General features: G+C 65.6%; 17 protein-coding genes. 4 read left to right on the top strand and 13 right to left on the bottom strand.

The genetic code is table 11. From position 1 onward, the window contains the following. Window positions 1-3: 3 nt before the first annotated feature. The 3 genes from D906_RS14125 to D906_RS14115 all read left to right on the top strand — a co-directional run bounded on the left by D906_RS14125 (window position 4) and on the right by D906_RS14115 (window position 1692). Window positions 4-294, top strand: coding sequence for a DUF5629 family protein (locus D906_RS14125; RefSeq protein ID WP_016714876.1), 291 nt, complete (start codon window positions 4-6; stop codon window positions 292-294). Next, the gene (locus D906_RS14120; RefSeq protein ID WP_027615856.1) at window positions 260-1390 is read left to right on the top strand and encodes a lactonase family protein; all 1131 of its coding nucleotides are present in this window, start codon (window positions 260-262) and stop codon (window positions 1388-1390) included. The genes D906_RS14125 and D906_RS14120 overlap by 35 nt, the downstream gene beginning before the upstream one ends. A 122-nt stretch (window positions 1391-1512) precedes the next feature. Then, window positions 1513-1692: a hypothetical protein gene (locus D906_RS14115; RefSeq protein ID WP_027615855.1), complete on the top strand. Its 180-nt coding sequence runs from the start codon at window positions 1513-1515 to the stop codon at window positions 1690-1692. Window positions 1693-1713: 21 nt separating this feature from the next. Here the strand turns inward: D906_RS14115 and D906_RS14110 are convergent, their stop codons facing one another. From D906_RS14110 to D906_RS14070, 9 genes are all read right to left on the bottom strand, one after another. Continuing rightward, on the bottom strand, window positions 1714-2307 hold the full coding sequence (locus D906_RS14110; RefSeq protein WP_027615854.1) for a glutathione S-transferase: 594 nt from the start codon (window positions 2305-2307) through the stop codon (window positions 1714-1716). Continuing rightward, window positions 2304-5948 carry an AAA family ATPase gene (locus D906_RS14105; RefSeq protein WP_027615853.1) on the bottom strand — a complete coding sequence of 1215 codons (3645 nt, stop codon included), beginning with the start codon at window positions 5946-5948 and terminating at the stop codon, window positions 2304-2306. The genes D906_RS14110 and D906_RS14105 overlap by 4 nt, the downstream gene beginning before the upstream one ends. Then, window positions 5945-7183 carry an exonuclease SbcCD subunit D C-terminal domain-containing protein gene (locus D906_RS14100; RefSeq protein WP_019098168.1) on the bottom strand — a complete coding sequence of 413 codons (1239 nt, stop codon included), beginning with the start codon at window positions 7181-7183 and terminating at the stop codon, window positions 5945-5947. The genes D906_RS14105 and D906_RS14100 overlap by 4 nt, the downstream gene beginning before the upstream one ends. 114 nt (window positions 7184-7297) lie before the next feature. Continuing rightward, complete coding sequence (locus D906_RS14095) at window positions 7298-8932, bottom strand: BatD family protein (RefSeq protein ID WP_027615852.1); 1635 nt, start codon at window positions 8930-8932, stop codon at window positions 7298-7300. Next, complete coding sequence (locus D906_RS14090) at window positions 8929-10647, bottom strand: tetratricopeptide repeat protein (RefSeq protein WP_025754924.1); 1719 nt, start codon at window positions 10645-10647, stop codon at window positions 8929-8931. The genes D906_RS14095 and D906_RS14090 overlap by 4 nt, the downstream gene beginning before the upstream one ends. Then, window positions 10644-11720, bottom strand: a complete 1077-nt coding sequence (locus D906_RS14085) for a VWA domain-containing protein (protein ID WP_016714821.1) — start codon at window positions 11718-11720, stop codon at window positions 10644-10646. The genes D906_RS14090 and D906_RS14085 overlap by 4 nt, the downstream gene beginning before the upstream one ends. Continuing rightward, entirely contained in the window at window positions 11713-12207 is a 495-nt protein-coding gene (locus tag D906_RS14080) for a DUF4381 domain-containing protein (protein WP_016714822.1), read from the bottom strand. The genes D906_RS14085 and D906_RS14080 overlap by 8 nt, the downstream gene beginning before the upstream one ends. After that, on the bottom strand, window positions 12204-13148 hold the full coding sequence (locus D906_RS14075) for a DUF58 domain-containing protein (protein ID WP_016714823.1): 945 nt from the start codon (window positions 13146-13148) through the stop codon (window positions 12204-12206). The genes D906_RS14080 and D906_RS14075 overlap by 4 nt, the downstream gene beginning before the upstream one ends. A 4-nt stretch (window positions 13149-13152) precedes the next feature. Continuing rightward, window positions 13153-14112 carry a MoxR family ATPase gene (locus D906_RS14070; RefSeq protein ID WP_016714824.1) on the bottom strand — a complete coding sequence of 320 codons (960 nt, stop codon included), beginning with the start codon at window positions 14110-14112 and terminating at the stop codon, window positions 13153-13155. 225 nt (window positions 14113-14337) lie between these two features. Between D906_RS14070 and D906_RS14065 the strand changes: the two genes are divergently transcribed. Then, window positions 14338-15639 (top strand): DUF2235 domain-containing protein, encoded by a 1302-nt coding sequence (locus D906_RS14065; protein WP_016714825.1) that lies wholly within the window; start codon window positions 14338-14340, stop codon window positions 15637-15639. 29 nt (window positions 15640-15668) lie between these two features. Here D906_RS14065 and D906_RS14060 read toward each other — a convergent pair whose 3' ends face one another. The 4 genes from D906_RS14060 to D906_RS14045 form a co-directional block, all read right to left on the bottom strand. Beyond that, window positions 15669-16886, bottom strand: coding sequence for an MFS transporter (locus D906_RS14060; RefSeq protein WP_027615851.1), 1218 nt, complete (start codon window positions 16884-16886; stop codon window positions 15669-15671). Window positions 16887-16945: 59 nt separating this feature from the next. Continuing rightward, window positions 16946-18160, bottom strand: a complete 1215-nt coding sequence (locus D906_RS14055; protein WP_019097008.1) for a benzoate/H(+) symporter BenE family transporter — start codon at window positions 18158-18160, stop codon at window positions 16946-16948. Between the two features lie 95 nt (window positions 18161-18255). Next, window positions 18256-19143 (bottom strand): dihydrodipicolinate synthase family protein, encoded by an 888-nt coding sequence (locus D906_RS14050; RefSeq protein WP_019097009.1) that lies wholly within the window; start codon window positions 19141-19143, stop codon window positions 18256-18258. A gap of 44 nt (window positions 19144-19187) precedes the next feature. Then, window positions 19188-19970: an aldolase gene (locus tag D906_RS14045; protein WP_027615850.1), complete on the bottom strand. Its 783-nt coding sequence runs from the start codon at window positions 19968-19970 to the stop codon at window positions 19188-19190. Window positions 19971-20146 lie beyond the last annotated feature (176 nt).

Here is a 20146-nt window from a genome sequence, read left to right as displayed (position 1 = left end):
CCCATGTCCCCCCTCGCCACCGCCCTGCAAACCTGCGACATGCTCCTGATCGACGGCCTGCACGCCTTCGACTTCACCGCTGATGAGTCCGGCCTCACCGTCGAATGTATGGATGGTCGCCAACTGCGCCGCTGGTCCTTCACTCCCGAGCAAGTCGCCGCCGCCATCGCCACGGGTGATGAATGGCAACTCAACGATGCCGATGGCGAGCATCGTCTAGTCTGTATGAGTGCCTTTCGTGCCCCGGACGACGACCAAGATGAACCGGATCTGGACGAGCCTGCTGACCGCTAGCCTGATGAGCCTGACACTCCATGCCCACGCCGCTACCTTGCTGGTGGGCAGCTACACCGATGGCGCCAGCCAGGGCATCTACCGTTATCAGTTCGACGACAAGGCCGGCCATATCGACCCCACACCCCTGCAAGTGGTGAAAAGCGTCAGCCCTTCGTGGCTGGTGCTGTCGGCTGACCAGCGCCAGCTGTTCGCGGTAAATGAAACCCCGCAGGGGCATGCCAGCAGTTTCAGCATCAGCACCAAAGGCGAAATCAAACCACTTAACCAAGTGGCCAGCCAGGGCGACGAGCCAACCCACGCCAGCCTCAGCCGCGACCAGCGCTTCCTGTTCGTGGCCAATTACGCGGTCAACCCCGACCCCGGGGGCAGCCTGGTGGTGATCCCGGTGGCCAAGGACGGCAAGCTCAAGCCCGTGGTGCAACAGACCCGGCACAAGCCGAGCGGGGTCAACCCGGAGCGACAGGCCGGTGCCCATGTGCATTCGCTGGTGCTGTCGCCGGACGGCCGGCACCTGTACGCCAGCGACCTGGGTGCCGACAAGGTGTTCATCTACCGCTACGACGGCGCCAGCGCGGACCACCCGCTGACCCCGGCGATACCCGCGTCGGTGGCGTTGCCGCCGGGCAGTGGGCCGCGTCACCTGCTGTTTGACGCCAAGGGCCTGCACGCCTATCTCACCCTGGAAATGAGTGCCGAGGTGGTGGTGTTCGATGTGCAGGATGGCAACCTGGTGGAACGCCAGCGCCTGCCACTGACCGAACGTCACGAGGCAGCAGCGAAGGCGGCGGGTGCTTTGCACTTGTCGGCAGACGGGCGCTTCTTGTACGTGAGCAACCGTGGCACGGCCAACGAGGTCGTTGCGTTCAGCGTGGGCAAGCAGGACGGCCAGCTGGCCTTCCTGCAGCGGCGCTCGGTGGAGGGCGATCACCCACGTGAGTTTGCCCTGGACCCGAGTGACAACTTCCTGCTGGTGGCCAACCAGAAGAGCAACCAGATCGTGGTCATACGCCGCGATCCGCGCAGCGGCAAGCTGCTGGAGACGGTGCAGACACTGAAACAGGATGCCCCATCGGACCTGAAGTTCATCGAGTGATATCGATCGGCGTGATAATCGATACTGCCGCAATGAATTTTTGCGTTCGGCCTTGGCGGCGTAAGTTTGACCCAAGGCCCAAACGGGCCACCGTCAAACCACCGCCGTCGAGGTCAGCCCAGATGAACTTCAATCTCTTCCCGGTCATTGCCGCATCCGCCATTTCCGCTTCGGTCGTACTGCCGACCCATGCCCATGCCGACAGCAGCGGCAAGGCTGTTGCCACCCACAGCTACACCGAGCAGTACCTGCGCCAGAGCGCGAACTTCCATGCGGCCCTTAGCGGCAAGCAGCATCACTGAGTCAAGCCTGACTCGATCCGATCACTTGGCCATTATCGATTTGAAGAGTTCCGAAGCCAACCACCCCTCCAGCCAGCTCCGCACCCGCGGATAAGCCGCCTCGGCGAACCACTGTGGTTCGACCCCGGCAAACTGGCGCATCAGGGGCAGTAACGCAGCATCGGCAAGGCTCGGGTGATCAGCCAGCAGGTAAGGCCGGCCTTCAAGCAGGCCTTCGAGCTCCGCCAGCCAGGCCTCGGCCTGCTGGCGGTAATGCTCGCGGGAATACTCCGGGTAACGCTCGGCATACTTGTACAGGTTCACCTGCGCCTTGAACGTGCTGTCGTTACGCGCAATCAGCCCGTCAGCCACCTGCGCCGCCGCAGGGTCTGCCTGCAAGCGCCAGTCCTGCGGGTCGTGTTGCGCCAGCGCCCAGCGCATGATGTCCAGGCTCTCTTCCAGCACCCCGGCACCGGTATCCAGCACCGGCACCGTGCCCTTGGGCGACAAGGCCAGCAGCTCTGCCGGCTTGTTCTTCATCGCCACCTCGCAGATGTCTACCTCACAGCCGGCATAGCGCAGGGCCAGGCGCGCACGCATGGCCCACGGGCAGCGGCGGAACGAGTAGAGGATCACCCGCACACCTCCACGTCGCTCAGGCCATTGCCTTGGCGCCGCACCTGGATCTGTACCGGAATGCGCTCGTGCATTTCCTGCACATGAGAGATCACTGCCACCTTGCGGCCTTGGGCCTGCAGGCCGTCGAGCGCATCCATCGCCAGTTGCAGCGACTCGGGGTCCAGGCTGCCGAAGCCTTCGTCGATGAACAACGACTCGATGCGCAGGGTGCTGGAGGCCATCGATGCCAGGCCCAAGGCCAGGGCCAGCGACACCAGGAAGGTTTCCCCGCCCGACAGCGAATGCACCGAGCGCAGTTCATCGCCCATCTCGGTGTCCAGCACCAGCAGGCCAAGGGCGCTGCCGCCACGCTTGAGGCGGTAACGGCGGGCCAGTTGACGCAGTTGGGCGTTGGCGTGGTGCAGCAGCAAGTCGAGGTTGTAGCCTTGGGCGATCTTGCGGAACACATCGCCCGAGGCCGAACCGATCAACGCGTTCAGGCGGGCCCAGCGTTGCCACTGCTGGTGAGCCTGTTCGATTTCGGCCGCCAGTGCCTGATGGGCCTGCTGGCGACGTTGGTCGTCAGCCTGCTGGGCGCGCAGTTCGGCGCACTGCTGTTCGTGGTTGGCCAGGCGTTCGCGCAGCTCGGTCAGGGCTTGCTCCAGAGCTTCGGCCGAAGTGTCCACGGTCATCTGCGCGGCGTGCTGTTGCAGGCGTTGCTCACGTTCCTGCAGCAGTACGCGGCCTTGTTCGATGGCCTTTTCCGCGCCTTGCAGGCGTTGGCGCAACTCATGGACGTACGCGTCATCCATGGCCAGCAGGCGATCCAGCCCGTCATCATCCAGCTCCGGGTGCTCGCTGCGCCACTGGCTGATCTGGCCCTGTAGCTGCTGGCACTCGGTGTTCAGTGCCTGTTGCTGCTGGATGTTGGCTTTGAGTTCGCTGGCCAGCTGCACGCCCTGGGTGCGCAGCGCTTGCAGGCGTTGGGCGGTGTCGGCGTCGAGGGCGCGGGCCTGTTCCAGCGTGGTGTCCATGTGCTGCTGCCAGGCTTCGGCACTGGTGTGCTCGCCAAGCAGTTCGCCGAGGGAGGCCTGGGCCTGCTGGCGTTGCTCGTCGAGGGCGGCCAGCTTCTGCTGCAACTGCTGCTGGCCTTGTATACGTGCCTGTTGCTGGTCGCGCAGCTTGTCCAGTTGGGCCTGACGGGCTTGCTGTTCCTCCAGCTCGTCCTTGCGTTGTTCCAGGTGTTGCAGGCGCTGGGCGATCTGCTGGTCCAGGGCAAGGAAGGCATTGGCCGGGTCGTCGTTCAAGGCCTTGACGGCTTCTTCGGGCAATACGCCGGCCAGGTCGTCGAGGCCTTGCTGCAGTTGCTGCTCGTCGTTGGCCAGGGCCTGGTGCTGTTGCTCCAGGTGGCGCTGGGCTTGCTGTTGCGCTTCGTGGGCGGCCTGCAGTTGCTGATTGAGGCGGGCTGCATCTTTTTGCAGGGCGAGCAGGGCGCTCTGACGCTTCTCGTCCCGGCCGATTTCTTCGTCCAGGCGTCGCAACTGGCTGTCGAGCCAGGTGCTGCGGGCCTTGTCGTCTTGCGGGGCGAGGGCAGGCCACAGGCTATGTGCCTGCACTTCGGCCACCTGGGCGTGCAGTTGTTCGCCCAGGTGCAGTTGTTGCTGCTGATAGTCTTTGAGCTGGGCGTTGACCACACCCAACTGGGTGCGCAGCTCCACCAGTTTGCTGTTGAGGGTTTCCACCTGCTTCTGCGCGGCGTCTACCTCAGCCTGGTCGTGACGTCCCAGGCTTTGCAGCAGCGCTTCGGGTTGATGAAACGGGTGCTCGGCGCTGCCGCATACCGGGCAGGGTTCGCCATCGCGCAATTGGCCGCGCAATTCTTCAACGCTGGTATTGCGCGCCAGACGCTGGCGCTCCAGCAGCTGACGGGTGAGGTCAAGTGCCTGTTCGGCGGTTTCCAGCTCGGCCTTGGCGGCGGTGCCTTCGGTAATCAGTTGCTGGCGCTGCTGCATGGCTTGCTGTTGCCGCTCGCGCACGGCATCCAGCTGCTGGCGCAGCTCCATTTCGCGGCCATGCAGGCGCGACAGTTGTTCAATGGCGCGTTGCTGCTTGCGGTTGTCCTGCAGCATGCCGCCCAGCAGGTCGATCTGTTCCGCCAGGGCGTGCGGTTCGGCCTTGGCTTCGCGGAACAGCAGGTCGTAGGTGTCGCGTTCGGCCTGCAAGTGCGCATTGGCCTGGCTGGCCAGGGCTTGCAGGCCAGGCAGTTCCTCACGGCCCTTGGCCAGACGGCCGCCAATCAGCATCACCTGCTTCAGTTGCGGCAGGTAGGCATGCCAGGCATCGGCCAGGCCCGCCAAGTGCTGGCTGTCGGCGAGCGCGGTGTCGATCTGGGCCAGTTGTTGCACGCTGCGTTGCTGGTTGTGCTCCAGCTGCTGCAACTGTTGCTGGCCGTCGGCGACGTGCTGTGCGGCCTGTTCGCTGCTGCTGCGCTGCGCGGCCAGCTCCTGGTCCAGGCGGGCCAGGTTGTCCTGTGCGGCAAAGGCCTGGCGCAGGCGCGGGGCGTTTTCACCGTGCCGTGCCTGGTTGTCGGCCAGCGCTTGGCGGACATTGTCCAGTGCCTGTTCAAGTTCACGGGTACGCAGTTGCAACTCAGTTTGTTGCTGTTGCTGTTCAGCGATCGTCGCTGCGACTGGCGCCAGTTGAGCGGTCAGCGTTTGCTGGCGATGGAACTGGTGACGCTGCGGCGCCAAACGCTCCAGGCGAACGAGGTCCAGGCGAGGTTCGGCCAGTTGCTGCCAGTCCTGCTCGGCGGCCTGCAGCGCGGTGCCGGCTTCGGCGTACTGGGCCTGCAGCTGGCGTTGTTCATTCAGCCAGTTGCGTTGCTGCTCCAGCTGGCGCTCGTCGGCCTGGTCGGCCTTGAACTGCTGCTGGGCTTGCGCCAAGCGCTGGTCTAGCTCGGCGCGTGCTTCGGCGGCCATTGGCAGCAGGTGGCTGGCGCGGTCCTTCAGGGCATTGTGGGCTTCACCGGCTTCACGGGCCTTGCTAAAGGCGCGTTGGCCCAAGCGGGTGTAGATGGCGGTGTTGGTGAGCTTTTCCAGCAGTTCGCTGCGCTCTCTGTCGTCAGCCTTGAGGAAGGCGCCAAACTCGCTCTGGGCCAGCATCACGGCGCGGGTGAACTGCTCGAAGTTCAGGCCGAGGCGGGCTTCGATCAGTTGCTTGTACTCGTTCTTGGCGCTTGCCAGCACTTGCTCGCTGTCCAGGTCATAGAAACTCTGGCGGCTAAGCTGAAGTTTGCCGTTGGCTTTGTCGCGGGCGCGGTTGGCTTCCCAGCGGGCGCGGTAGCGGCGGCCATCGATGCCGACGAAATCGACCTCGGCAAAGCCACTGCCGGTGCCACGGCGCAGCAGGTTGCGCGGGTCAGACGTGGGAATTTCGCCCTCAGCGTCCGGCACCTTGGCCTCGCGGCCGATGTCATTGAGCCGTGGCACGGTGCCGAACAGCGCCAGGCACAGGGCATCGAGCAGGGTGCTTTTGCCGGCCCCGGTCGGCCCGGTGATGGCGAACAGGCCGGCACTGGCCAAGGGTTCTGCGGTGAAATCGATGTCTATCGGGCCGGCTAGCGATGCCAGGTTTTTCAGGCGGATGGCGAGAATCTTCATGGCTGCTCTTCTTCCTGCTGCACGTCCTGCAACAGCAGGGCAAAGTCGGCCAGGGCCTGTTCGTCGGCGGGGTTGCCGTAGGCCTGTTCCCAGGCTCGGCTGAACAGGTCTTGCGGGGTCATTTGGGCCAGTTCGACAAAGGCCAGGTCATCGTCTTCGGCGTTGGTGCGGCCGGCGTATTCGGCGCTGATGCGGATCAGCCGCACGGCTTTGCCTTCCAGGGCGGTTTCGATCTGCTGGCGCAAGTCGGGTTGCGGCTCGTCCAGTACCACCCGCACCTCCAGCCAGGGCTGACGGTTGGGGTCTTCGAGCAGGTCGACTACCGGCAAGTCAGCCAGTTGCTGCAGCAGTTCGCCCAACGGTGCCGGGCCAACCCGTTGCAGGGCCACGGCGCGCGGTACCGGCCGCGGCTCGACGCTGACCAGGTCGCTACCGTCCAGCTCCACTTCCAGCACTTGGTGCGGGTAGTTGATTTCAGCGAACGACAGCGGGATCGGCGAGCCGCTGTAGCGGATACGTTCTTCGCGGTTGACCTTCTGCGGCTTGTGCAGGTGGCCCAAGGCAACGTAGCTGATGGCCTTGTCGAACAGCTTGGCCGGCAGCGCCTCGGCGTTGCCGATGATCAGGCTGCGCTCGGAGTCCTCCGACACCGCGCCACCGGCCATGTGCGCATGGCTGATGGCAATCAGCGCCTGGTCTTTCTTGCGCTTTTTTTGCGCGGCGGCGATCAGTTGCTGATGTACCTGAGTAATGCCTTGCAGGTAGTCGTCACCCAGGTGCGGGCCAGTCACTTCGGCCGGGCGCAGGAAGGGCAGGGCCAGGCACCAGGCGGCGACCTTGCCACGGCCATTGGTCAGTGGAATCAACAGGCGCTCGGCATCCAGCTGGCCTTCGTCCAGCCAATGCACACGGCCCAGCGCATGGGTACGCAGGCGGCGCATCAACGCGGCGGGCAACTCGATGCGCGAGCCCGAGTCGTGGTTGCCGGCGATCATCACGATATCCAGCTTGGGCTGCTGCTCGTGGGCCTGGACGATGAAGTCGTAGAGGCGTTCCTGGGCTTTGACCGGCGGGTTGACCGTGTCGAAGATATCGCCGGCGATCAGCAGCGCATCGGGCTGGCGCAGGCGCAGTTGGCCGAGCAACCAGTCGAGGAAGCAGGCGTGTTCGAAGTCGCGTTCCTGGCCGTGCAGGCTTTGGCCCAGGTGCCAGTCGGAGGTATGAAACAGACGCATGGATGACCTGTTGGTGTCGAGTCGGGCAAGCGGGGAAAGGGCGGTATGGTAACCCAAGCGCGGGGCAGCTGTGGGCTCGGGTTTACCCGCAAAGAGGCCGGCTCAGGCAGCCCATTACTTGGGATAAAGCGGCGGCAACCCGCCATTCTCCCCGGCCGGCAACAACACTTGCTCGGCCGGAGGGATGGTGCCGATTGCCCGCCACAATTCCTCACCCTGCCAATACTGGCCACTCTCGCTGTACAGCGCCCCGTTCAACCCGTCCAGCGCATCCGACAACGGCACGAAGCGCGCCGCCATTTCGGCCAATGTCTCCGGCTGCTGCCGGGCCCAGGCGTCCAGTGCCTGACGCGTGGCCTGAGGGTCGTTGGCCTGGCAGGCGCGCTTGAGGTCGTCCAGCAGGGTGCGTGGGCTTGGCCCGTTCTGCGCGGCGCGCAGCACCGCCGGTTGTGAGCGGGCGCGCCACCACAGGGCGAAGCCCAGCACGGTGGTGAGGGCGAACACCAAGGTGGCCAGCTGCCAGGGCCACAGCAGGGTACTGGCGCTGCTGTTGTCACCTACCGGGGTGTCGGCGCCCAATGCCGGGTTATCCTGCACGTTCAGGGTGCGCGCTGGCAGGCTGGTGTGCTCCAGGTGGTCTTCGCGGGTGTTCCACCAGGCCACTTCCAGCGCCGGCAGGGCCAGCGTGCCGGCGTGGGTGGGCACCAAGGCTTCGCGCTCTTCGCGGTTGGCGGTCATGCCACGGTCGCTGATTTCGTTGCGTAGCAGCGGCTGGTCTGGGTAGCGGCGCAAACCGGTGATTTCGGTGGCCGGCAGTGGCGGCAGCTGGGTGCTGGACAAACCTTCGGCACGCAAGGTGATGTTACGGGTCAGCGAGTCGCCAATCTGTACCTGCTGGTTGCCGGGGTCGGGGTTCCAGTGTTCTTCCAGCGTCAGGCTGCGCGCCGGCAACCAAGGTACGCCGGCGGGCCAGGCGGCCGGAATGGGGCGCACGGTCAGGCGCAGCGGCAGTGAACTCACCTGCACCTGGTGGCCGGCGCGGGCCGTGGCATTGGCCTGCGCGCTTTCGTCGCTGCTGGCAGCGGCCGTGGCGGTGAAGGTCAACGGCGGGATGTCGAGGGTGCCGCTTTGCTGGGCATACACGGCATAGCGGGTTTCGATCACGCCGTGGCGTACGCCGTTGATTTCCTTTTCATAGGTGCGCGATTCGCCCAGCGGCTCGACCTTGGCGTTATCCAGTTGCAACGGGCTCAGGCTGCTGTCGTCGTACAGCGCTACCGAGTGGTAGATGCGCAGGGTCAGCATGGCCTGGGCCTGGACATAGACGTCGGTGCTGTCGAGGGTTGCCTCGATGAATACCTGAGAGGCGCTGTCGGGCCGGCTGGCATCAGCCTGCAGCACTTGCAGCTCGATGGGCTGGCTGTGCGACTGGCCCAGTTGCAGCTCAGGAATGCGCAGGCTGCCGCTGCGCCGTGGCAGCAGGGTAATGATCCAGCGGGTGCTGGCGCGGGTTTCGCCATCGAGGGTGTGCAGGCTGTTCAGCTGGCGCGTGCCGCGTACCTCGAAGTCACCTTCCAGGGCGCGCAGGTCGGGTTTGCCGAACTGGGTCACGTCCTGGCTTTCCAGGGTCAGTTCCAGGCTTTCGCCAGCTTCCAGGCGGGTACGGTCGACGCTGGCTTGCAGCAGCGGTTCGGCCTGGGCCAGCACGGCCCACAGCAGGGTGAGAAGCAAGACGCCGAAGCGACTCATCGTGGGGTTTCCTGATGCAATTGCTGTTCATACCAGAATTTGCGCCGCAGCAGCTCCGCCGGGTTGTCGGGGATCTCCCGCAGCCATTGTTCCAGGGCCTGGCGTTGCTCGGCATCGAGATTTGTCGATACCGGGCGCTGGGGCGGCTGGATCACGCTGTCGTCACTGCCCGCCTGGTTACCGGGCGTGGCCTGGCTGTTGTTGCTGCCTTCGCCGGGTTGTTCGGCGCTGGCTTGTTCGTTGTTGCCGGGCGTGCCTTGGGCCGGGCTGCTGGCCGAGCTGCTGTTGCCCTCGGTTTCGCTGCCAGGTGTGCCTTGGTCGTCGCTGCTGGCCGGTTGTTCCTCGGCTTTGGCCTCGCGCTGTTGCAACAGTTGTTGCACCAGCGCCTGGTTGTCCAGCGCCGCTTGCAGGTCGGGCTGGCGCTCCAGGGCTTGCTCGTAGGCGTCCAGGGCGGCCTCCAGTTCACCGCTGCGGGCCAGGGCATTGCCTCGATTGTAGTGGGCAGCTGCCGTGTCGCCCTGAGAAAACGCTTCGGCGGCACCGGCATAGTCGCCGGCCTGGTACAGCGCCATGCCGCGCCACTGTGGGTCCTGGAAGTGACGCGCGGCGCTGGCCGGGCGGTTTTGTTCCAGCAGGCGCCGGCCTTGCTGGTCGGGGCGCAGCCACAGGTCGTTGAACTCGAAGGCCTGGCTGGGCTGCGGCAAGGCCAGCAGCAGCGGCAGGCAGAACAGCCAGCCTCGCCGGCCGGCGCAGGCTGCCAGCAGCAACAGCGGGATCAGCAGCCAGTAGCCTTGGTCTGCCCAGCTGTCCAGTTGCAGGGTCTGGCCGTCATTGCGCGCGGTACGCGGGTTGTCGAACAGGCCCAGGCCGCGCAGGTCGAGGTCGTCGATGCGGGCATGCCGGTAGCGCCCGCCGGTACCGCTGATGAAACCCTTGAGACTGGCGCTTTCCAGGCGTGGCAAGAGGATGCCACCTTGGTTGTCTTTCAGGAATTCGCCGTTGGCCTGGCGCACCGGGGCACCTTCGCGGCTGCCGATGCCCAGCATCAACAGGCTGGGGCCTTGGCGGCCGAGGGCCTGGCTGATGCCCTGGCGCTCCGGCGCACTGAGCGACGAGCCGATCAGCAGCAGACGGCCTTGGCCCAAACCACTCTGGGCGAGCAGCGCCAGGCCCTTTTGCACGGCCAGGTCGGCGCGTTGGCCCGCTTGCGGCATGATCGACGGGTCGATGGCCTCCAGCAGGTTGCGGGTGGTGGCCAGGTCATCGGACAGCGGCACCAGCGTGTGTGCCGAACCGGCATACACCACCAGCGCCGTCTGGCTGTCGCGCCGGTGTTCGAGCAGGTCGAGGATTTTGCGCCGAGCCTGCTCCAGGCGGTTGGGCGGGCTGTCTTCGGCAAGCATCTGCGGGGTCAGCTCCAGCAGGATCACCAGCGGGTCGGCCGGGCGTTGGCGGTTTTCTTCGACGCGTTGCCAGCTGGGCCCGAGCAGGGCCAGGATCACCAGCGCCCAGGCCAGGCCCAGCGCCACCCATGGCAGTTTGCTGGTGCTGCCGCTACCGCCGCCCAGCAAGACGCCATGGAACGCCGGCGGCAGAATCATCTGCCAGCGCCCGGCGCGTTTGCGCCGGTGCCACAGCTTGTACAACAGCCAGCCGAGCAGGGGCACGGCCAGCAGCCAGAGCGGCCGTAGCCATTGGGGCCACAGGTCGATCATCGCCGCCTCCTTAAACGCAGGCGCTTCAGGCGCTGGCGCCATTCCGGGTGCGGTTGCAGAAAGCGCGGCTTGCGCAGCAGGCGTTGCAGCAGGTTGTCGGGCCATTGCACGGCCACCACCAGCAGCACGCTAAGCAGTAGCGCCAGCGCCAGGGGCCAGGCGTACAGGGCCTGGGCCGTGCGTGCCTGGGTCGGTTGCTGGGCCACCGGTTCCAGCTGGTCGAGGGTGTCGCCGATGGCGACCAGTTCGGCGCCGTCATGGGCGCGGAAGTAGGCGCCGTGGGTGATGTCGGCAATCTCCTTGAGCGCGGCTTCGTCCAGGTCCAGGCTCGGGTTGAGGCCCAGCAGGCCAGGGGTGCCACTGGCTTCGGGGTTGGCGCCGATGCCGATGGTGTAGATGCGCACGCCTTCCTGGGCCGCCAGGCGGGCGGCGGTCAGTGGGTGGATCTGCCCACCGTTGTTGGCACCGTCGGTGATCAGCACCAGCACCCGGCTTTGTGCCGGGCGCTGGCGCAGGCGTTTGACTGCCAGGCCAATGGCGTCGCCGATGGCGGTGTTTTTACCGGCGATGCCGATTTGTGCTTCGTCGAGGAAGGTGCGCACGGTGCGCCGGTCAAAGGTGAGCGGCGCCTGCAGGTAGGCCTGGCTGCCGAACAGGATCAGGCCCACGCGGTCACCTTCGCGGTCCTGCAGAAAGTCGCCCATCAGCGCCTTGACCAGGTCGAGGCGGCTGATGTCTTCGTTCTTCCACTGCATGTCGGGGAAGTCCATCGACCCGGACACGTCAACCGCCACCAGCAGGTCGCGGCCGCTGGCGGCCACCGGCACCGGATCGCCCAGCCACTGCGGGCGGGCAGCTGCGCACAGCAGCAACAGCCAGATGACCACGAACGGTGCCTGCTGGCGCCAGGTCGGCAGGTTGAGCCGCGCGCGTCGCCCGGCCAGGCCTTCCAGTTCGTTGAGGAAGCCCACCTTGAGCACCGGCTCGCCGCTGTCGGCTGCAGGCAGCAGCAGGCGTGCCAGCCATGGCAGCGGTAACAGGGCGAAGACCCACGGCCAGGCCAGTTCAAACATGCTTGCGGATCCAGGTTTCCACGGCCTGGCTGAGCCCGGCGATGGCTTTGTCGTCGAGCTTGCACTCGGGTTTGTAGGCGCCTTCGACCAGCACCATCCAGCGGGTCAGGCCGGCGGCCGGGCAGCGGTTGTCGAGAAACGCCAGCCATTGGCGGCCGTTGAGGGTGTGGCTGTTGGCACCGGGGTAGTGGTTGCGGCACAGGCGCTTGAGCAGGGCGTTGATCTGTTGCAGCCAGGCGCCGGCCGGTGCGCCATCGTAGGGGCGTGGCAGGAGGGCCAGCTCGGCCAGGGCGGCCACGCGCACCGGGTCGAGCGGTTGCTCGGCACGCACGATGCGGCGTTTGCCCGGGCGCCAGCGGCGCAGCCGCCACAGGCCCCAGCCCAGCAGCGGCAGTAGCGCCAGCAACAGCCACCAGCCCGGTGCCGGTGGCCATAAACCGATGGGTGCCGGGTCGATCAGCGGGTGCAACTGGTCGAGAGGGTTCATGACGCGCTCCGTGGCCGCTGTGCGTTCAGGTATTCGCGCAGTTGCTCGATCATTTCGCTTTGCGTGCTCAGTGGCATCAGGACCACGCGCAGCTTCTGTGCCATCAGTTCCCAGCGCTCGATGCGGGCTTCGGCCTGCTGGCGGTAGGCCTGGCGGAGGTTGGCATCGAGGGTGTCGAGCTCCAGCTGGGCGCTGCGCTGGGCGAAGCGCAGCAGGCCGGCGGCCGGCAGGGCATGGTCGAGTGGATCGGACACGGGTAGCAACAGCAGGTCGCAATGGCGAGAAAGCATGGCCAGGTGCTGTTCCACCTGGGCGCTAAGCGAGCGTTCATCGCAAATCACGATGGCCAGGCTGCCGGGGCGCAGCACTTCGCGGGCGCGGCGCAGGGCCAGGCCTAGGCTGTCGGCCCCGGGCGTGGCTTCGGTGTGCAGTGCCTGGTTGACCTTGGCCAGGCGGTTGAGCAGTTGCAGCAGGCTTTGCTTGCTGCGCCGAGGTTTGATTTCGTGGTGTTCGTTATCGCCGAACACCAAACCACCAATGCGGTCGTTGTGGCCGAGCGCGGCCCAACCGAACAGGGCAGCGGCCTGGGCTGCCAACACTGACTTGAACATCAGCCCCGAGCCGAAAAACAGCCGCTGGCTTTGCTCGACGAGGATGAAGATCGGCCGCTCGCGCTCTTCGTGGAACAGCTTGGTGTGCGGCTCCTGGGTGCGCGCGGTCACCCGCCAGTCGATATTGCGCACATCGTCGCCGGCCTGGTACACGCGCACCTGGTCGAAGTCCACCCCGCGCCCGCGCAGCTTGGAATGGTGCAGGCCCACCAGCGGGCTGCGCTGGCCGGGCTTGGAAAACAGCTGGATTTCGCGCACGCGGTGACGCATGTCGATCAGCTCGGCAAGGCCGATGCGGATACCGGGCTCGGCCAGCTGCGCGGTGGGCATGGGCTCAGGCAACGGCGACGACGTCGAGGATGCGCTGGACCACGCGGTCCTGGTCGATCCCCGCCGCCTCGGCCTCGAACGAGAGGATGATGCGGTGGCGCAGCACGTCGAACAGCACCGCCTGGATGTCTTCGGGGCTGACGAAGTCGCGCCCGGCCAGCCAGGCGTGGGCACGCGCGCAGCGGTCCAGCGAGATGGAGCCGCGCGGGCTGGCGCCGTAGGCGATCCAGTCGGCCAGCTCGGCGTCGAACTTGGCCGGGGTGCGGGTGGCCATGACCAGCTGCACCAGGTATTCCTCTACCGCGTCGGCCATGTACAGGCCAAGGATTTCCTTGCGCGCGGCGAAGATGGCCTGCTGGCTGACCCGGCGCTCGGGCTTGGTCTCGCCGCCCAGGGCTTCGCCACGGGCTTGCGCCAGGATGCGCCGCTCCACCGCCGCGTCGGGGAAGCCGATTTTTACATGCATCAGGAACCGGTCGAGCTGGGCTTCGGGCAGCGGGTAGGTGCCTTCCTGCTCGATGGGGTTCTGCGTGGCCATGACCAGGAACAGCGGCGACAGGTCGTAGGTGCTGCGGCCCACGCTGACCTGGCGCTCGGCCATGGCTTCGAGCAGTGCCGATTGCACCTTGGCCGGGGCGCGGTTGATTTCGTCGGCCAGCACCAGGTTGTGGAAGATCGGCCCCTGCTGGAATACGAAGCTGCCGGTTTCCGGGCGATAGATTTCGGTGCCGGTGATGTCGGCCGGGAGCAGGTCGGGGGTGAACTGGATGCGATGGAACTGCGCTTCGATGCCTTCGGCAAGTTCTTTGATGGCCTTGGTTTTGGCCAGGCCCGGTGCGCCTTCCACCAGCATGTGGCCGTCGGCCAGCAGCACGATCAACAGCCGCTCGACCAGTTTCTCCTGGCCTAGGATCTGGGAAGAAAGAAAGGTGCGCAGCGCGATCAGCGCTTCACGGTGTTCCATCGGCGACGGTTCCTGGTGTGGGGCCTGAGGCGGCTGACGGTAGCGGCCCTGGCAAGGGCTGATACTTTAATCTATCCGGGGGGGCGGCGACCAATGGCGGCGGGTAAATTTATCGTTACGGGGCTCGCCGGTACAGAAATGTCCCAGGTAAGGCTGGCCATTGTCTGATGGTCGGTGAAGGCGTGCTGGCGCCTGCTTGTGCTTTTCAGGCAAGCAGAAGGCACGATGATGAAAATGAGCAGCGGTAGCACGCCAATCCCCACACCTGCCACCCTGCGTGTTGGCGTGTTTTTCGATGGCACCGGTAACAACCTGCACAATGCCATGGCCGTGGATGAACCGCGCGGCAGCTATGGCAATGCCCTGAGCAATGTGGCCCTGTTGCATGCCCTGTATCCGGCGGGTGAGGCTGATGCCGATGGCACCCTGGTGTTTCTGAAACGCTACGTGGAAGGCGTGGGTACCCTGGCAGGTGAGGCGGACCATACCTATGCCGCGGCCACCGGTCGTGGGCGCACGGGGGTTGAGGCGAGGGTCGCCGAGGCTTTGCAGGGGATGGCCGAACAACTGCGTGGCTGGTGCCGGGCGCATCCGCAGGCAGCCGTGGCGCGGGTCGAGTTCGACCTGTTCGGTTTCAGCCGCGGGGCGGCGGCGGCACGGCATCTGGCCAATCTGCTACAGGATGGCGCGGGTGGGTTGTTGCCGATAGCGTGCGACACTTCCATCAACTTTATCGGCCTGTTCGACACCGTGGCAGCGATCATCGCGCCGTTGCAGGGCGACTTCGATCCCGCCGATAGCCGCCAGGGCGGCCTGCGCCTTGGCCTCAGGGCAGGCATTGCCCGGCAGGTGGTGCAACTGGTGGCGGGGGATGAGCAGCGGCATAACTTTCCGCTGGTGGGCAGTGGTCACGACATTGTGTTGCCGGGGGTGCATTCGAATATCGGGGGCGGTTACCCGGAAACCATGCTGGAGCAGGTGCTGCTGTGCAAGCCGCAGTCCCAGCGTGTACCGGTGGGCATGCGTGCCGAGCAAAGCCGTGCGCACGCCACGGTAAGCGCCTTGTTGGCGTCGGCGTATCCCGATAGCCGCGAGCCCAGGCCGCAGGTCGTGAGCTGGGAGGCGCCCCTTGCCGGTGGCCGGCCAGATGAAGCGCAAAAGCAGGTGTATGCGGCGTTGTACCGTGAACGGGAAGTGGCGGGGCAGTTGTCCCGGGTGTACTTGAGCGTGATGCGAGCGCTGGCGGTGCGGGCTGGCGTGCCATTTGCGCCGTTGGGCGAGCAGCCTGAGCACAGGCTGCCGGAGGATTTGCTGGAGATCAGCCGCAAGTTGCATGCGTTTGCCTTGGGAGAAACGGACCAGCCGGGGTTGAGCGAGGCTGAACAGCGGCTGCTGTGCGAGAAGTATGTGCATGCCTCGGCGAACTGGAATGCGCTGAAGGGCTTGCGCAACAGCGTGCTGGATGTGTTGTTCGTCAATCGGCCGGCCGCAGGCGGGCGCGTGGTACATGCCAACCCGGCATCCTGAACGACCCAAATGACAGGCCCAGGCCGCACCTACACGGCGCGCGCCAGTCGTTCTGCGTTGCGGGCCCTGGCCAGGTACGCCTCTTGCGCCAGGGTCAGCAGCACCGTCAGCACCATGAACACGACCGATGCAACGAAAATCCCGTTTGGCAGGCGCTGGTCGAGCATCCAGCCAAACGCCACCGGCCCGATGGCGCCACCAATGTTGAACCCGGTCGACACCAGCCCGAACGTTTTGCCTTCGGCGCCTTTCGGTGCAGCCGCCTTGACCAGCATGTCCCGCGACGGGGCGATGATCCCGGTCAGCAGGCCGATGGCACCCAGTACTACCACCAGTGCCCAGCCCTGCAGCAGCCCCAGGGCCACCAGCGCGGTCAGCGCGGCCGCCGCCGCGAAAGCCAGTGCAGCCACCAGGCCATGGCGCCGGGTACGGTCGGCCAAGGCACCACCGCACAGCACGCCCGCTGCGCTGCACAGCAGGAAGGCGGTGAGCGCGGTGTTGGCCCAGGCCAGGGTCAGACCTTGGCCTTGTACGAGTGCGGCGACGGAAAACTTTTCAATGGCGCTGGTGCTCAGGTTGAGCAGGATGAACAACACCGTCAGCACGCCGATCATGGGTGTGAACAAACGCACGCGGCCTGTCGCTGCGACCGGACCAGCGCCCGCTTGGTTGCCAGGCCCTGCCACCCGGTACACGCCACTGCCAGGTATCGAGATCAGCAGCAATGCCGCTATCCCGACTACCGCGCCCGCCGTCAGGGCCGCCCGCGTGCCGAACACAGCGGCGATACCGAGGAACACGGCTGGCGTGACCGCCGAGCCAAGGAACCCGGCAAAGGTATGAATCGAGAACGACCGCCCCAGGCGTGCGGGCTCGATGCCGTTGGCCAGCAGTGCGTAGTCGGCCGGATGGTACACACCATTGGCCAGGCCAGCCATGGCCATCGCCACCAGCAGTACCGCATACCCCGGGCTGGCCGCCAGCAGCAGGAAACTGAGGCTGCCCAGCAACAGCCCGGCCTTGAGCACTTTACGCGCCCCATAGTGGTCGACGGCGTAACCCAGCGGGGCCTGCACCAGGGCGCAGACGATGTTGAATACTGCCAAGGCAACGCCGAGCTCGACGAAGCCCACCCGCAGCAGGCCGGGAAGCACGGGCAATAACGCCGGGATCAGCATGATGTGCACATGGCTGACGAAGTGCACGGCAGCCACTTGGGTAAGCAACTTGGGGCCAGCTTGGGGCATGTCGATACCTGTTGTACGGCGTGCGCCGCTGGCGCACGGCAAGGTGAAGGGAAGCCCGCTCAGCGGGAGTTGCCGCTGAAAGCGGGGAGGCGGCCGTTCAGTGCAGCATGGGCCAGCAGGCCAATGACCAGGCCCCAGAAGGCCCCGCCAATGCCGAACAGGCTGATGTTGGCAGCTGCCGCCAGAAAGGTGATCAATGCCGCCTCGCGGGCACGGGCATCGGCCATTGCGCTGGCCAGGCTGGCACTGATGGTACCCAGTAAGGCAAGGCCGGCCAGGGTGGTGATGAACGTGCCTGGGAGCGCCATGAACACACTCGCCAGGGTAACCCCGAACACCCCCACGAGGATGTAGCAGACACCGGCGGCGATCCCTGCCACCCAGCGTTTGTCTGGGTCTTCATGGGCTTCCTTGCCGGTGCAGATGGCTGCGGTAATGGCGGCGATGTTGAAGGCATGCGAACCGAACGGCGCCATCAGCAATGACCCCAGGCCCGTGACCGCGACGATCGGGTTGGCGCTGGTCGTGAAGCCATCGTTGCGCAGTACCAGCATGCCAGGCATGTACTGGCCGGTGAGGGTGATCAGGAACAATGGCAGGGCCACGCTGAGGGTAGCGTTGAGGGAGAAGGTGGGCGCGGTGAATACCGGAGAGGCGAATTCCAGCTTGAACGTGGTCAGGCCCACTTGCCCTTGCAGCAGTAAGTAGCCGAGGCCCAGTAGCAGAATGCCGACCACGGCGTAGCGGGCGGTAAAACGCTTGAATGCCACGTAGGCCGCAATCAGCAGCCCGGCGAGGGCCGGGTCCACCGACAGGCTGGCAAAGGCACCCATACCGAACTGCAACAGGATGCCGGCCAGAAGCCCGGCTGCAACACCGCCAGGGACGACCCGCACCAGGCGCTCGAAGCACCCGGTAATCCCCAGCACCACGAAGCCGACGGCCGACAGCAGGTAGGCGCCGATGGCTTCACTGTAGGGCACGTTGGCCAGGGCGGTGACCAGGAACGCAGCGGCTGGCGTGGACCAGGCCGTGATCACCGGCGCGCGGCTGTACCAGGACAGCGCCAGGCCGCTGAGGCCGACGCCTATCGACACGGCCCAGACCCACGACGACGTTAGCTCGGGGCTCAGCCCGGCAACCTTGGCCGCCTGGAACACCAGGATGAAGGTGCCACCGTAGTTGACGATGACCGAAACGATTCCTGCCACAACGGGGTGAAGGATGTCTGCCACCCGAAACGGGGTTGAAGGGCTTTGTACAGGCGCGTCCATGGTTGCCTCTGGTATAGATCAGGTAGAACAGCGCAAGGCTGCTTCTATAGAAATGCGCTGCCCGCCAGCCACAGGCTGACGGACAGGTTTCAGGGTCAGCTGGCCAGCGCTACCAGCAGGTTTTTCAGGTAAGCGCTGCCTTGTGCATCCAGCGGCTGCAGGGGCAGGCGCGGGGCGCCGACATCCTGGCCGAGCAGTTTCAAACCGGCCTTGATGGTGGTGGGCAGGCCTCGGCGGGTGATGTACTCCAGCAGCTCGTACTGGCGGTAGAACAGCGTGCGGGCTTCGGCCAGCTGGCCTTGCTGAACGGCGTCCCACAGCGCCAGGTTCAGTGCCGGGATCAGGTTGGGGGCGGCGGTGCACCAGCCGGTAGCGCCGGCCACCAAGGCTTCCAGGGTCAGCGGGTTGCAACCGTTATAGAACGCCACTTGGCCATCGGTAGCGGTGAACAGGCGGTGCATGCGCTGAATGTCACCGGTGCTTTCCTTGACCATGGTCACATTGGGTACTTCACCCAGGATGCGCAGGATCAGCTCCACCGACAGGTCGGTGCCGCTGGTGCCCGGGTTGTTGTAAAGCATGATCGGGATGTCGATGGCGGCGCCGACCGCCTTGTAGTGGGCGACCACTTCGGCTTCGGTGAGCTTCCAGTAAGAGATGGGCAGCACCATCACTGCCGTGGCGCCGCAGGCCTGTGCCAGGCGGGCACGCTGCACGGTGCGGGCAGTGGTCAGGTCAGAGACGCTGACCACGCTGGGCACACGCCCGGCGATGCGTGCCTGGCTGAAGCGCACCACGGTTTCCCATTCGCTGTCGGACAGGTAGGCCCCTTCGCCGGTGCTGCCCAGCGGTGCGATGGCGTGCACACCGCCTGCAATCAAGCTGTCGATGGACGTGCCCAACGCATCCAGGTCGAGCGTGCCGTCTGCCGTGAAGGGAGTGATGGTGTAGCCGATAACGCCGCGAATTACAGGTGTAGACATGACCAGGCACCTTTGTCGTTGTTGAGGAAAGAGTACAGCTTCGATCAGCCCAGGCAGTCGCCATGGGCACGCAAGGCACGGCGTGCGTAGTAGCTGAACGCGGCGCCATGACGTTTGGGGGTGGAGATCCAGTCGTGGGCCTCTTTGCCCAGTGCTTCGGGGATAGGGCGTATGTCACCGGCGCCCATGGCCAGCAGTTGCATCTTTGCCGCGCGCTCGAACAGCAGGGCGAGCACGCAGGCTTCTTCAATCGAGCCACCGGCGATCAGCAGGCCGTGGTGGGAAAGCAGGATGGCGCGTTTGTCGCCAATTGCCTTCGCGATGATTTCGCCTTCTTCGTTGCCCACCGGCACGCCGGGCCATTCCTTGAGGAAGGCGCAGTCGTCGAACAGTGGGCACAGGTCCATGTGCGAGATGGCCAGCGGCACTTCCAGCATTGACAGCGCGGCGCTGTGCAGCGGGTGGGTGTGGATGATGCAGTTGACGTCGGGGCGGGCGCGGTACACCCAGCTGTGGAAGCGGTTGGCCGGGTTGGCCATGCCGCGGCCTTGCAGCACGGTGAGGTCCTCGTCCACCACCAGCAGGTTGGAGGCGGCGATTTCGTCGAAGCCCAGGCCCAGTTGTTGGGTGTAGTAGGTGCCGGGCTCCTGCGCGCGGGCGGTGATCTGCCCGGCGAGGCCTGAGTCGTGGCCGCCGTCGAAGAGGATGCGGCAGGTGAGGGCGAGCTTTTGCCGGGCGGTGTAGGTGTTGTCGGCCAGCGCGGTCAGCATTTGCTGCTGGGCGAGTTTGACCAGTTGGTCCTTGGGAGCCTGCATGGTGGTCGGCATGGGCGGTACCTGCATGGGAAAGGGCGATGGATTGCTGATGGACAGGTTGCTGTCATCAGGACACAGCGCGATATTAATGACACAAGGTGTCATATGCAAGCGATGTGTCATGCCCTGGGTTCTTTACAGGATCTGAAAGTGGCGCGGTGACTGTGGGAGCGGGCATGCCCGCGAAT

It is taken from the genome of Pseudomonas sp. LAIL14HWK12:I1, assembly GCF_003202095.1.
GTDB classification, from domain to species: Bacteria; Pseudomonadota; Gammaproteobacteria; order Pseudomonadales; family Pseudomonadaceae; genus Aquipseudomonas; species Aquipseudomonas monteilii.
The sequence above is the reverse complement of the archived record's forward strand: the minus strand, read 5'-3'. Positions and strand labels throughout refer to the sequence as shown.

Bases quoted from the DNA above. Each gene is read 5' to 3' on its own strand.
- D906_RS14125 (WP_016714876.1), top strand. From the start codon at position 4: ATGTCCCCCCTCGCCACCGCCCTGCAAACCTGCGACATGCTCCTGATC.
- D906_RS14120 (WP_027615856.1), top strand. From the start codon at position 260: ATGAACCGGATCTGGACGAGCCTGCTGACCGCTAGCCTGATGAGCCTG.
- D906_RS14115 (WP_027615855.1), top strand. From the start codon at position 1,513: ATGAACTTCAATCTCTTCCCGGTCATTGCCGCATCCGCCATTTCCGCT.
- D906_RS14105 (WP_027615853.1), bottom strand. From the start codon at position 5,948: ATGAAGATTCTCGCCATCCGCCTGAAAAACCTGGCATCGCTAGCCGGC.
- D906_RS14100 (WP_019098168.1), bottom strand. From the start codon at position 7,183: ATGCGTCTGTTTCATACCTCCGACTGGCACCTGGGCCAAAGCCTGCAC.
- D906_RS14095 (WP_027615852.1), bottom strand. From the start codon at position 8,932: ATGAGTCGCTTCGGCGTCTTGCTTCTCACCCTGCTGTGGGCCGTGCTG.
- D906_RS14090 (WP_025754924.1), bottom strand. From the start codon at position 10,647: ATGATCGACCTGTGGCCCCAATGGCTACGGCCGCTCTGGCTGCTGGCC.
- D906_RS14085 (WP_016714821.1), bottom strand. From the start codon at position 11,720: ATGTTTGAACTGGCCTGGCCGTGGGTCTTCGCCCTGTTACCGCTGCCA.
- D906_RS14080 (WP_016714822.1), bottom strand. From the start codon at position 12,207: ATGAACCCTCTCGACCAGTTGCACCCGCTGATCGACCCGGCACCCATC.
- D906_RS14075 (WP_016714823.1), bottom strand. From the start codon at position 13,148: ATGCCCACCGCGCAGCTGGCCGAGCCCGGTATCCGCATCGGCCTTGCC.
- D906_RS14070 (WP_016714824.1), bottom strand. From the start codon at position 14,112: ATGGAACACCGTGAAGCGCTGATCGCGCTGCGCACCTTTCTTTCTTCC.
- D906_RS14065 (WP_016714825.1), top strand. From the start codon at position 14,338: ATGATGAAAATGAGCAGCGGTAGCACGCCAATCCCCACACCTGCCACC.
- D906_RS14060 (WP_027615851.1), bottom strand. From the start codon at position 16,886: ATGCCCCAAGCTGGCCCCAAGTTGCTTACCCAAGTGGCTGCCGTGCAC.
- D906_RS14055 (WP_019097008.1), bottom strand. From the start codon at position 18,160: ATGGACGCGCCTGTACAAAGCCCTTCAACCCCGTTTCGGGTGGCAGAC.
- D906_RS14050 (WP_019097009.1), bottom strand. From the start codon at position 19,143: ATGTCTACACCTGTAATTCGCGGCGTTATCGGCTACACCATCACTCCC.
- D906_RS14045 (WP_027615850.1), bottom strand. From the start codon at position 19,970: ATGCCGACCACCATGCAGGCTCCCAAGGACCAACTGGTCAAACTCGCC.